Origin of the sequence: Embleya scabrispora (assembly GCF_002024165.1) — a bacterium.
Classification (GTDB): Bacteria; Actinomycetota; Actinomycetes; order Streptomycetales; family Streptomycetaceae; genus Embleya; species Embleya scabrispora_A.
Genome location: NZ_MWQN01000005.1, coordinates 343,685 through 357,556, shown reverse-complemented (window position 1 = coordinate 357,556; position 13,872 = coordinate 343,685). Strand labels below are relative to the sequence as shown.

The window sequence follows — 13,872 nt, the reverse complement described above, 5'->3', positions numbered from 1 at the left end:
GTGTCGGCCGCGGTGGTGCGGGCGGGCGTTGGTCCCCTCCCCCGGCCCGGCGGGTGCGGCGGGCGTCCCCTCGAGGGGACGGCCGTGGAGTGGATGATCACCAGGAGGAGGGTTCTCGCCGGTCGGTGGCCGTGCCGCCGGTGGTTCGGCGGCACGGCGTGCCGGTCGGCGTCGGCGTGTCAGTGGTGCAGTCGCTCGCCGTCGAACCACCAGTGGCCGGCCGGTGGGGCGTTGTCCTCCAGGATCCCGCTGATCATGGGGGCGGGAAGGCCCATGACGGGCGTTTGGCGCACGCGGGGGTCCAGGGTTTGAAGGCCATGCGTATGTCGTGGAAATCCTCCCGGTACAGGGCTTGGCCGAGGAACGCCACGAAATGCGACTGCACGGAATACCCAACGCGTCGTAGTAGGGCGCGAGGTCGGGTGCGTGCAGGAGAGTGACCAGCCTGCGCCCGGAGGTGCGGAAGTGGTGTTCCGCTCGTTCGATGAGGGCGCGTCCCGCTCCCGCACGACGATGCTCGGATCCACCGCCACCGCAGAGATGTGGCGATCCGGCGCGTCAGCCCGAGCCAGTGCGGAGGGGTGTTGTCGGGACCGTCGAGCATCCATACGGGTGCCCCGCGAGAAGCACCCCGATCGGACGGTCGGCGTCGTCGACGGCGACGAGAGCCGCCGCGTCCGCGTGATGGGACACGGGCAGCGTCCGAAGCTCTCCCGGACCATCCGGGCACCTTCGTCGCCGAGGTCCTCGAATCCCTCGATGTACCCGAGAAGTTCGATGACCGTGTCGCGTCCTCCGGGCGAGCGTCACGGACGACGTACGCGCGCTTGGGTCGGCAGGAGTCCGAGTCGTAGGTGTGGAGGATGCTCTCGGCGAGGCGACGTGCGCCGTCGTGCGGGGCGCCGGCCGAAAGGGTCCGGCGGGCAAGTTCCACGACACGAGCGGCTCTTTCTTCCGCGTCGGCGAGTTGCGCCCGGTGGCGTTCCAACGCTTGGACGACGGCTGCGGTGAAGGTGACGGGGGAATCGGGCACTCGGGGCTCCCTGGATCTTGTACGGAATGGGCCGGCCGGATATCGGAGCATCGAATTCTTGTTTTCCGAATCCGTTGAACGAGTTCACCCTAGGGCCAATTTCCGGTTTCCCGAGACGATCGTTTCCCTTCCCCGGACCGCCGAGTCCGGGGAAGGGTGAGGTCCTGTAATTCGGGTCGGCCGATCGCGCTAGATTAATTCGCCGGCCCCGATATCGGGGCGCCTATTCGGCGCGAGGGGAGAAGCGTGGATGTGACGGATGCTCGATGGGGGAAAGCCGCCGATCTCGTGCGGGAGTTGTCCGTGTGTCGGGACATGCCGCAGCGCGTCCGACTCGTCGCCTGCGGTTCGAGGGATGGTCAGCTGTGGCGGGTGGCGCATCTTCTGACGCTGTCCGTCGCCGACGCCTGCCCGGTGGGTGTTCGGGACGAACGCGGGTTTCCCGATCTGTCCCGCCTGGCGCCGAAGCCGTCCGCGCCTCGGTGGCTGCGGGCGCGGTCCGCCTTGGCGGACATGCGTCGCTGGTCCCTGCCCTCGGTCGGGGACGCGCGCACCGTGGCGCGGTTGCTCAAACGCGGCGAGGAGGCGCGCGGGTTCTTGTCGGACGCGTTCGTGACCCTCGACCTCGACCCGTATTCGGACATCGGCGAGGAACTGTTGCGCCGGCGCTTTTTCGTCCGTCGGGAGGATTGGGTGTTGATCCGTTCGACGGTGGGATTGTGCCTGAATGCGCTGGACGCAATCGCGGATCTTCCCGCCGGTTGAGACAGTCGCGGATTCCGTGCCGCCGCACGGCGACGGCGCGGAATCCGCCGGCCCCTCCCCCGCACCGGGGGTCCCGGGAAGGGTGACACGCCGGTAATCGGTCGCTCGGATTCCTCTACGTTGAATTCGACGGGCCGAGCATTCGGCGGTGAAGGTATTCCCGATCGAAGGAGACCGACATGGACACGGAGACGCTCGACGAGTGGCGGACGCCGCCGCGTGGGCGCAGCGGATCGCGACGGGCCGAGACGCGCGGGAGCGCGAGGATGCCGTCGTCGCGTGTTTCGACGCCCTGGGCGCCGGCCGGCAGTGGCGGGTGGCGCTTCAGCTGCTGGTGTATGTGGTGGACGTGTGCCCGGCGTCCGGGCTCGACGTGCGCGGATACCCGTCGCTGCACCTGCTGGCCCCGCCCCGACGGACCCCGGGCCGGGCGTGCGAGGAGGTGGTGTCCGAGGGGGACACGGGCGAGGTGGACTACGCGCGGGCGGTGCTGCAAGGCATGTGGGACAGGCTGGCGGGGCGGAGGATTCCGGGGCGGGCGGCGGCACGTCCTGGCCGTGATGCAGTTGTTCGCCTGCAATCACGCGTTCACGGGCACGATCAGGGACCTGTGCGTCACGGCGCTGGACACCGTCGCGCGGCTGCGGTCCGCCTCCGACGGCGCGCGGGAGGCCGTTCCCGACGGTGCGGGGGCCGGCTCGTGCGCCGTGCGGGTGGCCCGGGACTCGCGCACGGTGGACCTCCTGGTCGACGGCGTGTGGGGTGTGGGGCAGAGCGGTCGACGAATACCGATCGTCGGCGTGCGCCTGTCGGTCGTCGACGGCGTGGTCGGGTCGGTCCGGCTCGTGGGGGATCCGGGGAACGCGGACCTGCGGGAGATCGTCGATCCGCCCGTGGCCCACCCGGGCCGGCCCCTGTGGCTGCGAATCGCCATCGACGACTACCTAGCGGGCCGGGCCACGGGGCAGCACGCGTGTCCCGAGGCGGCGCCCGCTCCCGCCGGTCCGGCTCACCGCCCGAACGCGCGACGCATGCCCCGCGCCCGTGACCGCCCGCCCGGCGGGCGCCCCGCGCTCGTCGTCGCGTGGCCGGGCGCAGCGGCGGCACGCCGGGACGAGGAGCGTGGGCGTCACCCGTCTGGTGCGGCCGTGGTCCCAGGCGCAGCGGACGGCGAACGGGATCCGGGCGCTGCGGGTCGACGGCACGCCGCGATCCCCCGGGGCGACGACGTCCGGTCGCGGCTCCCGCATAGGGCGGGAGTACGCGAGTCGCCGCGAACGGGCCGGTGGTTCACGTCCATCGGACCGCGACGTTCGCCGGGCCGCCGCCTCGGCGGGCGGCTGTGTGAAGGGGCGGCACGGCTGCGGTGTCGGTGGTGTGGTCGAAGCCCGGGGTGTGGCGATGTTCGTGGCAACGACGGCGAGAGGTTGGTGGCTCGGTGGGTGGTTACAGTCCGACGGAAGCGGATGTGTTGGGCGTCCTCGCGTGCACGTCGGAGTGTGCGTTGAGCGAGTTCAAGATCGGGGAGGCGATCGTCAATGCGCGTGACCCGGAGGACGGGACACGCGGGTTGAGCTATCCCGAGGCGCGCCGCCTGGTGACCGCGCTCGTGGACTCGCGGGCGTTGAGGTCGGTGCTGCGGGACCTCGTGGAGTCGGGCGCGTTGCGTGTCGTGCGGGGGGTGGCGAGGTCGGGCCGCAGTGCGCCGGTGGCGTACGAGTTGGCGTCTCGCGAGGCCGAGCGCCGTGGGGAACGGGATCGGGCGGAGGCGGAGGCATGGGCCACGGAGGAGTTGGTTCGCGCGCACCGGGCGGAGTGGGAGCGGCTGCGGGACGACCGGATGGCGGATGCGGCGGGGCGTCGATCGTCGTGAGCGGTGAGGGGGACGCGGGCCGAGGGCGTGGACCGTGCCGCCGGTACCGATACCGGGCACGCCTGCGCCACGGTCGAGTCGTTCGAGGGCCCGCCGATGGATGGCGAAGGACCTCGGCTCGGCGCCGGGAGAGACGGCGTTCGCGGCAAACGATCACGGGGGCTGCTCGTCTCCGTCCCCGACGGCACGGGCGGCGGCGCACGGAGGACCATGTCCGCACCGGGCCACGCCGTGCTCACCGGCGCATGCGCCCGCCCGCCGGCCGAGACCCTGCACCGGTGGCCCGCCATCGCGTGACCTCGGCTCGTTGAGAAACCCCATCAACGGCCCCTTTGCGAGAGCTGGAGGGGGAACCGCTCCCTCCGGCGTCCTCGAGGGGCCGCCCGCGACCGATCTCGTCCTGCTGCCGGGCACCGACCACCGGGTGCCCGCGGATTGCTCCCCATCGGCCACCCGCCCCGGGGCCCTGCCGGCCACGCCGCTCGTGTCGCGATGAACAGGGACGGGCTCCGGGGCCGGCCCGAGCCACGCCCCTTTGTCGCCGGCAACCTGCGCCGGTCCCACAGCAAGGTGTTCCGGTAACCGCCGCCGATCCGCCCACGCCGGTTGGCACGCGGCCATGCCTGCGATGTCGGCCGTTGACGGGCCGTCAGTCGAATGCCCGTCGGCAACGAGAGAACTTGCTGCCGTGGCCCCAAAGACCTTGCTACAGACACCCCTTCGAGGAGAACCCTGTGGTTGCCGCATGTTTCGACCGGCTGGACATCGAATGCCTCGTGACGACTGCCGTGGAGTTGTGGGAGGACATCGACCGCGGTGATCTTTCCGAGCACCAGCGGGAGGTTCTCGACCGCGCCCGCGTGGCCATGCTCTCCGAGCACGGCGGCCGGCAGCCGTCCTTGCCCGAGGTGGTGACCTTCGTCGGTGCCCGCCCGGCGGGCCGGGCATGGGTGCTGCGCCGTCGGGGTCGCCACGAGGACGTGGTGACTCTCCACGTCGACGAGGACTGCGCTGTGGCCGGCCTCGCCGAGTACGTGCGCGGTGTCTGGGACGACGTGGTCGGCGACGACGGCGTCCCCGATCGGCCGCCCGCGGACGACCGTGACGCCGTGCGGCTCTACTACGGCCCCGACCGCGACAGCCGCCCGGACGAGGGGTACGACCTCCACGAGGAGGAGATCACCGGGCGCGGCCGGACCCGCATCGTGCCGCTCGACCATCGTTTCCCCGACGCCGCTGCGTGCGAGCGGGCCAATCGGGATGCGGTCTTTCATCCGCGGAACGACGAGGACGGGCTCCCGTGCGTCGAGATCGACGGCGTTTTGGTGTTCGCCTACCTCGATCACGAGGCCGGCGTCGTCCGGGTGTCCGTGCACCTCGACTCGGCGCAGGACCGGCTGTTGCGTGCCGACGGGAGGGTGCCGCTGCGCGTGGAGGTCGAGGACGACGTGGTGCTGGACACCGGCGCACCGGGCGCCTTCGAGCGGGGTCTTGTGGCCGCACTGCTCGATGCCGCCGACGACGTCCGGGAGCAGGCGATTCGGGGGGCGGCGATCGCGGCCAGGGTTCTGTGGCGCTGCCCGTGCTGTGGGGGGGACAACCCCGCCGAGGCGTCCCGCTGTGAGGGTCCCGGCGCCTGCCGCGCCCCGAAACCGAGGCGGACCGGCTGACGACGCAGCCCCGGGTCGGTTGCCGGTCGGCCAGGGGCACGAGCTCGACATTGCGAGGCCACGGTGGGCCACGCGTCGGTCAACCGGCCTTGTTGTCGGCGGTGTTCGACGGCCGCATGTCGACGACCGTGGGGACGGCAAGGTGGTCCCCCGACGAACCGGCCGTGCCGCGTGAGGCCCGAAACGTCGAAACGCCGAGCCGGCCGCGGCTTCCCCTGCACGATGTGCACCACGAAAGACGAGGAGTGGCACCTTGACGAGCGATACCTTCCGGAAAGTCCACGCCAGGCTGGTCGACCGCCTGACGCAGGCCGGTGTCGGCAGAGCATGCGCCCATGCCGAACTCGACGCCCTACTGCTGGCGGCACATCAAAAATGTTCCGGCGGTTCGACGATGGAACCCCAAGATGTACCGCACGAGCTGGTGATGGCCGGTATGCGAGCTGCGGGAGCCATGAGCGGAGACAGCGTTCGAGCCGTCCTTGCCGCAGTCCTGCCTCTGCTCTCGGCCCCTGGCACGTCGAAGGCGAGCAACGACAGCCGTTGAATCGACTCGACCACGGAGTCGGTCGCATGAATCTCGGCCTTGCCGGGCGAGGCGCAGCGGCCGGCCGCGCGCCTCGCGCGCCGGAGTTGCCCGGCCCGGAGCGGGCCGACGACGGGCGGGAGCCATGTCACGGCGGCGTCCGGGACGCGATCGTGAGCCGTGCCGCCCGCGCCCAGTAGGCCGGGCCGACCCGGTCCCGGGCGGCGTCCGCCCGGAGAGCGTCGCCGTGCGGTTCGCCCGGCTCGTGCCCTATCGCGGACGGGCCTGCCCCACCGGGGGTTCGAGCCCGGCGGCACGAAGCCCCTTCGGGCATGGCCTTCCACGCCGTGATTGCGGTGGACGGCGTACATGTGCACCCGGCGCCGGCGTGCCGAGGTGTCGCGGGCGCGGGCGCCCCCGTCGTCGCGACGCCGTGGAACGACCGCACCGTCACCCTCCCCGCACCCGCACCCGCACCCGCGGATCCCGTTCCGCATCCTTCTTCGCCCGATCGACAAGGAGTTCGTGATGATGATTCCCTACACCGTCGTGTGCGACGGTCACGTCCTGCACGGCGCGTTCGAGTCCGACCTGCCCGGCACCGAGTACTTCGAGGGCCCGGGGCAAGGGGGACGACAATCCCGCCCCCGGCGTGAACGACCTGTGGCGCGCGGACACCGGCGAGTGGATCCGGGCACCACCGAGACCGGAACCGATGCCGTGTACGGGTACCGGGGTGTCACCGGGGCGCAGGCTCGCGCGTGGCTGATCGCCAACGGGCACCACGACGCCGCCCACCGCCACTTCGGGACCTCGGCGTGAGCGCGAACACCGCCGCCGGGCCGGTGGCCCGGTCGCGGCCCGGACGGGCGGCCGTGGGACGCCCCTGCGGAATGTGCCCGGTCCCGAAGGCGGTTCGCAACCGCTCGCAGGTGGCGGATGCCGCCGGAATTACCCCGTCCGCGTGGTCGAGAACACGAGAGGCACCCCGACCATGAGCTTCACTGCGCCCCCCGTACCGACGGAACTCGCCGATCTGCCCAGGACCCGGGCCGGGTTGGTGGTGCCCGGCATCAGCGTGCGCCACCGCGACGGCACCGCCGTCCTCGGCATGATCGACCACCGCCGCGCCCGCAAGGCGCTGATCCGCCGCCTGTGTCAGATCTGTCTGCGTCCGCTGGATGCTCGGATCGTCGCACTCGCCCGCCCCCGCGATTTCGTCGACGGGTGGATTCGCGAACCGGGGATGCACCCGGTATGCGCGCACTATTCGACCCGGGGGTGTCCCATGTTGGCGGGAGTGTTCACGCACTACCGTGCCTCACGCCCCGCTTCCGTCCGGGACCCCTGCGGCGACCGGCGATGTCACTGCGTCGCCTGGGCGCGCGAGGATCCCCACGGCCCGCCCCGAACGCGCCCGCGGAACCCTGGTACACGGTGTGGCTGGCGCCCGACTCGTACCGCGTCGGCGTCGACCCCGCCACCGGGCGCCTGGCCCTCGACCTCTCCCGCGCACGGCCGTTGGCCATCCGACCTCTCCCGGCGACGGGCGCCACCCGCGAACACGCCGACGTGTACCGGGGCATCCTCCAATCGCGGGCGTTCCTGTCCGAACTGTGGTGACCGTGGGCGTCGCCCGGCCGCGACACGACGTCACAGGCCGGGATCCGAACGTGGACGACGCCCGGATGGGGGGCGATCGGCGCCCCGGCGAACCCGGGCGCGGGCACCCGCCACGGATCGCGTGACGGCGGCACGACACGCCGGGCGCGGCGACGCGCCCGGTCCGGGCACGGTCGTCACAGCGGCGGCACCCGTCCACCCGGTGGGTGGACGGCGCGACGACCGTACGCCGAACGCCACCGAACGCGGCCGAACGCGGCCGAACGCGGCCGAACGCGGCCGAACGCGGCCGAACGCGGCCGAACGCGGCCGTCGCCGAACTCGGGTCCGGGATGCGCCGGTTCCCCCTTCCGGGCCGGTGCGCGTGTTCCGCGCGACCGCGGTGCACACGCACGGCTCGGCATCGACCACATGCGTGGTGCGCCCCCAGGCCGTGCCGCGCGTTCCCTGCGGCGGATCCGTGGGCGCCGGCCTGTCGGCCGGTGTGACGCACGCACGGTCGCGGCCGGTCGTGCGGGGGTGAATCCTCCCACGTGATCCGCACCCGCCGGGCCCGGCGGTCGCTTCCCCGCGTCCCCGGGCCCGCCGGCAGGCACCGCGGTGCCCGGCCGGTCCGGCAAAACGCGTGACCGACGCGCACCAGCCCGCGGCGGCCGAGCGTGCGCGACCGGGCAGCCGTGCACGGGGAGTTGCGTGCGCGGGACTCGAGGGGCACGGCTGTTGGACCTCTTCGAGACGTTCGGACGAGCGGTGGTGGCGACCCACGACGAAGGTCCGGACCTCGCCCGCGAGTTGATGAAGCAGGCCGCGATCAGACACGGCCCGGAGAACCTCCTCTCCGTCACGCACCAGGTCCTCGACGGCGACACACTCAACCCCGTCGACCGAGCCCACTGGGAGGCATGGCTCCCGGGCCTGCACATCCGGCTCTGAACAGCATTCGGGTACGTCGGATCGTGGTCCGTCGCGTTCGCACCGGGCGCAACGGCCGTACCGCCGGTCCGTATCGGCGACACGACGGGACCCAGCACAACGTGCGGGCCAAGCCCCGAAGACACGACCCGCCTCACCACCGCCACGAATCGACAGCCGATCACGCAAGACGCTCGGCTCGGAACCCCAACCGAGCGCCTGTCTAAACTGTTCGCGGCCTGATCAACCGACTACGCAGCGCCCGGCGACCGCCTTCCCGCACGGGCGACGCGTCGACTCCGAGCCTCGACGGCCAGGGGTACGGAGCCGGACTCCTGCTCACCCGGCGAGGCCCGGGAACAGCGCCGCGCGTGCCGCCGCGTGCGGCTCGCAGAACGCGTCGTCCGGATTCTTGTGGGCGCCGCATTCGGGCACCGCCCAGTTCTCGACCGTCGTCGGCCACGCGCACCTGTCCTCGGACGCGCGAGCGCGGGAAAAAACCAACTCGAAGTCCCACAGCGACATCCTGCGCGTGGAGTAACACCGTTCCTTCATGACCTCCGCACCGGGCCACGGCCCCTCGGGCATCTCCACCCCGTCGTCCTCGCCGTAGTCGATCGCCACCATGCGGCCGGTGGCGTAGTGCTCCACCCGGCGCCGCTCCTGTCCGGTCTCCATGTCCACCGCCACGTACAGCAGCGTCGGTTCCGGGGCGTGCACGACCGCGCGGCGGTGTTCGTGGCATTCCACCGTGGGCAGCCCGTCCCGTTTGCGCAGCCGGATCGCGTGCACGCGGTCGAACCGGTCCGCGGTCATCGGAGCGACGTTCACCACCAGGCCGACGTGCCCCTCGACCTCCTCGACGGTGAACGTGCGCCCGGCGCTGTCGGGACCGTCCCGCAACGGCAGCGCGATCTCCGCCGCGCACGCGAGCCGCCTCGACCACTCGGGCACGTTCGCCTCGGTGATCTCGGTCATGCCGATCGTCGCCGCGACATGCGCCAAGGCGACGGTGATCGGGTGATGGCCCCCGTACACGAAGAAGCCTCCCGCGCGCTCGTCCTCCGGCCGCGGCCAACGCCGCGCGTAATCGACGATGTTCGTGGTGTCCAAGCCGATCATGGGTGTACTCCTTCGAGTCTCGGTACCGACGGCAGGGCATACGCCGGTACGGCAGCCACGGCAGGTGCCCGTACCGGCGCACGAAAGCGACGCCGGCCACGAGCACCCGCCCCTGCGGCCGAAGCGGGATCACCGCTGCCGCATACGGCCGTCCGGAAACCCACTCTGAACCCCGCCCGCCCCGCCCCGCCCGACCCGAACACCCACCCCCGCACCCACCACCCAGGGAAGGGCCACCAACCAACCAACCGAACCAAAGTGCTCGCCGAACCGACCCGCGACGCCGGCCGCCCCGCCCCCGCAACCCACAAGGGCTCGGACACGAGGCAACCACACACCGCGAATGGACGATCTACACACGACCGGCGGGCGCGTCAACCCAGAAGAGCAAGCCCGAAGAGCACGAGAGTGGCCGGCAAAACCACCCACAACCCCCAACGCCACTCCTCGGACAGCGCTTCGTATCGCACCGACGGGCCCGTTTCGAACCGGCTGGAAACGGGCCCTGTCGGTCATTCTGCGGGCTTGCGCCGGCAAACGACTCGGGTATCGGCGGGCAGCTCGGTGTCGGGGAGAAGACCGGCAATCACCGGCATGGGAAGGCCGTCCACGTGTACCGGTTTCACGCTCGTGTCGAGAGGCTTGATCGCTATTCGGTTGGCGCTGCCCGAGCACTTCCGGAGCAGTACCCTTCCACACGGCAGGAGAATGGCGAACGCGCTGTGGTTGGTGTAACCCGACTTCGCGTAGTAGGAATCCAATTCGGGTTCATGAAAGAGGGCCGACAGCCCCCGGCCGGCCTCGCGCATCTCGTCCTCCGCCCGTCGGAGCAGGGCACGTCCGATGCCCGTACGGCGGTGTTCCGGACGCACGGCCAAACCGTCGACGGTGACGATCCGGGCAATCAGTGACGGCTCGTGGGGGGTTGCGATTCCCGGTGGGTCGAACAGCCACCCGGGGGTGTTCGTGAGGAGTGCGCCGACGACCCGTTCGGCGTCGACGGCGACGAGGGCCAGTTCCCCGCTTTCCGGCGACGACGCCCCGTCGGCCACCAGTCGGCGGGCGCGCCAGAGAGCTTCGAAAGAAGCGTCGGGAGCGGCGAGTGTCATGAGCGCCATGAACGCGTCGACGTCCTTCGGACACGCCTCACGGACGGCGTGCACGGGCTCGGTGGCATCGGCCACCGGGGCTTCGAGGATTCGGGCGAGGCTTCGGGAAAGGGTTCGACCGGGTTTCGACCGTCCGGTGGCGGGTCGGTCGGCGATCACCCGCGCGAGGGTGGCGAGTTGGACGGCGAGTCGGTCGCGGTGGCGCCGCAACTCGCGGTAGTGGGTTTCGAGCGGGTTGCGGTAGGGGTCATCGGGCACGGTGCGGCTCCCCGGAATTCGTGGACGCAGGCGGTCGCATATCGGATCGTGAAATACGATCGAGTTTTTTTGTCGACGACCGTCGAGGAATTCCACCCTAGAGTCGAATTCCCTTGCCCGAAAAACGACGAAGCCCCTCCCCGAACCGTCCGGGTCCCGGGAAGGGAACATTCGGGGAATGCAGGCGGCGGGTCGGCTCTACATTGAATGCGCCGGGCCCGACCTCATGCGACGCGAGGAGATCACCGTGGACAGGAACCGCCCCCAATGGAAGATTGCCGAAGATCTCGCGCACCGTCTGACCGTGTACCGGGACAGCGAAAAGCGCACGGAGATCTTCGCCGCCGCATACGCCGAGGGCAACATGTGGCGGACGGCGCTGCTCCTGGCCTGGGACGTCGCCAAGACCTGCCCCACCGTCGCCAGGGACCCCAGGGAGCGGCCCGTGCTGAACCGCCTGGCCCCGCCGAAGTGCCCCATCCCCCTGGCCCGCGCGTGTGCGGGGAACGGGGACATGCGCGCTCCGGCCGCACCGCCGGCGCGGGAGCCGGCCGCGCCGGCCGGGCGGACCGTCTGCGTCGAGACGACGGTCCGCCGCTTTTTGGCAGAGGTGTTCGCCCTCATGGCCGACGTCTCCGATCCGGACGTCCGTGATTCCGCGCTGATCCTGATGTTCCACCGCATCCGCGAAAACCTGCCGCTGATCAAGTCGACCGTCCTTCTTTGTCTGGAGGCGTCGGACACCATTCGGGGCATCGGATAAAACTTCGGTTTCCGTACGGACCGGTGAAACCGGTGCGCGCGGAAACCGGCGCACCCCTCCCCCGCACCACTCGCACCGGGAAGGGAACCGGCCGCGAATCGGCCGGCCTCGAATTCCCTATCGTTGAATTCGACGGACCGGGAATCGGCCGCGTGTTCTGATCGGAGGCGATGGGTATGGACGAGTCGGACCCGGAATGGGCGGACGCCCTCGAATGGGCGGAACGGATCGCGGCGGGCGGGAGCCCCAGGGAACGCTCGACCCTCACCACCGGGGCATTCGACGCTCTGGGCGCGAGTGGACAATGGCGGTTGGCGTACCTGCTGCTCGTGAGGGTCGCGCGCGCTTGCCCCCCGGCCCTGTTCGACGTGCGGGGCGGCCCGTCGCTGCGCCTGCTGGTGCCGGCGAGTGAGCGGCCGACGACGCTCGACACCGTGTCCCTCGGCGTGGCCGCGCCCGCGCATCCCGCCGGTGTCCCCGACGTGCCCCGGCGGCTGCGTCCCCATGGACTCGTTCGCCTCCTGCGGGCGCTCGGTCGCCGATCGGCCCCGGCCCCGCTCGCACACGCGGCCGGCGGGAGGGGCCGGACCGGGCCCGGGAGTGGGGCCGAGCGGGCCACCCGCCGACACGGCGGCGCACCGCGCGCGGACGTCGCGCATCTACTCGGGGCCGGACGCCGGGAGGACGGGGCGCAGATCCTGACACAGGTCGTGTGGGACCGCCTGACGGACGGGCGACGCGACCCGGAGGCGGCCGAGCGGCAAGTGGCGTCCGTGATGGGGCTGCTCGGCGAGGATCACGCCCTGGTGGGCGCGATCAGGGACCTGTGCGTGACGGCGCTGGACACGATCGACCGCGCGCGGGCCGAACGCGACGCGAACGCCGTGCCCGCAGGCGAACGGGCCGACGCGGTCACCGCGCGCGTGGCCGGCGAGTTCCACGCGACGCACCTCACCGTGTCGGGAGTGTGGGCCGAGGACGTCCATGGCCGACACCTGGCGATCACTCGGCTGACCCTGACCTTCCGCGACGGGCTGCTCGACACGATCGAGACCGCGAACGAGGACGGCGCGGTCCACCTCAAGGACACCCTCCTCGTGGACAGCCCCACCGCATGGCCCGAGTGGCTGCGCGTCGTGGTCGGGCGGTTCCTGCGCAACGAGGTGTGCCCGGACTGCGAACACCTCGCGACGGCGGGGATCGCCTCCACACACCACCACGACTGCCCGACCCGGAACTGAACGCCACCCACCGGCGGACCCCGAGCCCGGGGCGACGGGGCGGCGACGCCCCGCGCCGCCACGGGCCCGGTTCCCCGCCCCGACCGACCACGACGCATCGCACGACATCGACGAACCCGGAGACGATCGTGACCCATCGCCTGCCCCTTCCGATCGACGTGTCCAAGTCCATGGGGATCTGGACGGCTTCCCTGGGAGTCGTTCGGGGTGTCGGTTCCACCCAGAGGGAAGCGCTCGCCGATCTCGGCCGGCTTGTGACGGCACTGGCCGAACACAACGACGACGAAGCCGCCTTCGCGATCGACGACGACGGGACCTTGATCGCGGCGGTGTCCGACGGCCTGGGCGGCAGCACGGAGTACCGCGTCCGCCCGGACCGCGCGCGGATCACCGGCGGAAGCGACAAGCCGCCCGCCGAGTCCCTGCGCGAGGTGCACCACTACAGCGTGATCCCGACCCGCTGAACGCCCTCACCATGCGCCCGTGCCAAGGCCGGAGGGAGCAACCGCTCCCTCCGGCGCCGACCCCACCCACCCCGGCCCCTGCCGGTCGATCCCCCGGGAGACCCTCGTGCGCACCGCCCGCTCCGGCCCCGACTTCTCACGCCGACTCGCCGCCCATCTGGGGGACGAGTGGCAGACCCACCCGGTGGGCTGTGCTGACCGCGCGATCCTCCAGGGCCCGGGTGATCTCGAACTGGACGTGTGGATCTCCAGGGCGGACAAACGCGCGGTCGTCGAGACCCGCTCGAACGCCTCGCTGGTGTGGGCCGACCACACGGACTACCGGGAACGGTAGGAGGGTTCGCTTCCAAGCACGGGCGGCTCTGACGTCGTGTGGCCGGCCCCGGGCACGGGGCCCGGCCGTACACGGACTTCGTGCCGTGCCGGCGTGCCGTTGCGCACACGAATGCGGCCCGGCGCGTGCGTTGCACATCTCCGGGTGGTTCGTGTGTCCCGGGTCGTGTGCGAGTGTGC

The 13,872-nt window shown here is 71.5% G+C and carries 13 protein-coding genes; 11 read left to right on the top strand and 2 right to left on the bottom strand.

The annotated features are described in order from the left end of the window. Positions 1-1,405 precede the first annotated feature (1,405 nt). The 7 genes from B4N89_RS46310 to B4N89_RS46275 all read left to right on the top strand — a co-directional run bounded on the left by B4N89_RS46310 (position 1,406) and on the right by B4N89_RS46275 (position 8,423). Positions 1,406-1,798 carry a hypothetical protein gene (locus B4N89_RS46310; RefSeq protein ID WP_078982478.1) on the top strand — a complete coding sequence of 131 codons (393 nt, stop codon included), beginning with the start codon at positions 1,406-1,408 and terminating at the stop codon, positions 1,796-1,798. Between the two features lie 1,504 nt (positions 1,799-3,302). Beyond that, positions 3,303-3,671 (top strand): hypothetical protein, encoded by a 369-nt coding sequence (locus tag B4N89_RS50505; RefSeq protein ID WP_161501039.1) that lies wholly within the window; start codon positions 3,303-3,305, stop codon positions 3,669-3,671. Between the two features lie 776 nt (positions 3,672-4,447). Then, the gene (locus B4N89_RS46295) at positions 4,448-5,341 is read left to right on the top strand and encodes a hypothetical protein (RefSeq protein ID WP_143658325.1); all 894 of its coding nucleotides are present in this window, start codon (positions 4,448-4,450) and stop codon (positions 5,339-5,341) included. Between the two features lie 253 nt (positions 5,342-5,594). After that, positions 5,595-5,888, top strand: coding sequence for a hypothetical protein (locus tag B4N89_RS49415; protein WP_143658326.1), 294 nt, complete (start codon positions 5,595-5,597; stop codon positions 5,886-5,888). A 507-nt stretch (positions 5,889-6,395) separates the two neighbouring features. Continuing rightward, positions 6,396-6,689 (top strand): hypothetical protein, encoded by a 294-nt coding sequence (locus B4N89_RS49410; protein ID WP_078982483.1) that lies wholly within the window; start codon positions 6,396-6,398, stop codon positions 6,687-6,689. Positions 6,690-7,229: 540 nt separating this feature from the next. Next, positions 7,230-7,490 (top strand): hypothetical protein, encoded by a 261-nt coding sequence (locus B4N89_RS46285; RefSeq protein WP_143658442.1) that lies wholly within the window; start codon positions 7,230-7,232, stop codon positions 7,488-7,490. A gap of 693 nt (positions 7,491-8,183) precedes the next feature. Then, positions 8,184-8,423 carry a hypothetical protein gene (locus B4N89_RS46275; RefSeq protein WP_143658440.1) on the top strand — a complete coding sequence of 80 codons (240 nt, stop codon included), beginning with the start codon at positions 8,184-8,186 and terminating at the stop codon, positions 8,421-8,423. 318 nt (positions 8,424-8,741) lie between these two features. Here B4N89_RS46275 and B4N89_RS46270 read toward each other — a convergent pair whose 3' ends face one another. Then, positions 8,742-9,524 carry a hypothetical protein gene (locus B4N89_RS46270; RefSeq protein WP_078982722.1) on the bottom strand — a complete coding sequence of 261 codons (783 nt, stop codon included), beginning with the start codon at positions 9,522-9,524 and terminating at the stop codon, positions 8,742-8,744. Between the two features lie 512 nt (positions 9,525-10,036). Next, on the bottom strand, positions 10,037-11,062 hold the full coding sequence (locus tag B4N89_RS46265) for a GNAT family N-acetyltransferase (RefSeq protein WP_078982721.1): 1,026 nt from the start codon (positions 11,060-11,062) through the stop codon (positions 10,037-10,039). A 76-nt stretch (positions 11,063-11,138) separates the two neighbouring features. On the opposite strand from B4N89_RS46265, the gene B4N89_RS48595 reads away from it, so the two are divergent. From B4N89_RS48595 to B4N89_RS46240, 4 genes are all read left to right on the top strand, one after another. Then, positions 11,139-11,654 carry a hypothetical protein gene (locus tag B4N89_RS48595; protein WP_143658438.1) on the top strand — a complete coding sequence of 172 codons (516 nt, stop codon included), beginning with the start codon at positions 11,139-11,141 and terminating at the stop codon, positions 11,652-11,654. Between the two features lie 176 nt (positions 11,655-11,830). Next, entirely contained in the window at positions 11,831-12,895 is a 1,065-nt protein-coding gene (locus B4N89_RS46250; protein ID WP_078982718.1) for a hypothetical protein, read from the top strand. A gap of 128 nt (positions 12,896-13,023) precedes the next feature. Then, on the top strand, positions 13,024-13,359 hold the full coding sequence (locus tag B4N89_RS46245; RefSeq protein WP_078982717.1) for a hypothetical protein: 336 nt from the start codon (positions 13,024-13,026) through the stop codon (positions 13,357-13,359). Between the two features lie 19 nt (positions 13,360-13,378). Further along, the gene (locus tag B4N89_RS46240) at positions 13,379-13,693 is read left to right on the top strand and encodes a hypothetical protein (RefSeq protein WP_143658436.1); all 315 of its coding nucleotides are present in this window, start codon (positions 13,379-13,381) and stop codon (positions 13,691-13,693) included. The last annotated feature ends 179 nt before the right edge of the window (positions 13,694-13,872 follow it).

Coding starts and splice junctions, on each gene's coding strand:
- B4N89_RS49410 (WP_078982483.1), top strand. CDS start 6,396: ATGATGATTCCCTACACCGTCGTGTGCGACGGTCACGTCCTGCACGGC.
- B4N89_RS46285 (WP_143658442.1), top strand. CDS start 7,230: ATGTCACTGCGTCGCCTGGGCGCGCGAGGATCCCCACGGCCCGCCCCG.
- B4N89_RS46270 (WP_078982722.1), bottom strand. CDS start 9,524: ATGATCGGCTTGGACACCACGAACATCGTCGATTACGCGCGGCGTTGG.
- B4N89_RS46265 (WP_078982721.1), bottom strand. CDS start 11,062: ATGTTCCCTTCCCGGGACCCGGACGGTTCGGGGAGGGGCTTCGTCGTT.
- B4N89_RS46250 (WP_078982718.1), top strand. CDS start 11,831: ATGGACGAGTCGGACCCGGAATGGGCGGACGCCCTCGAATGGGCGGAA.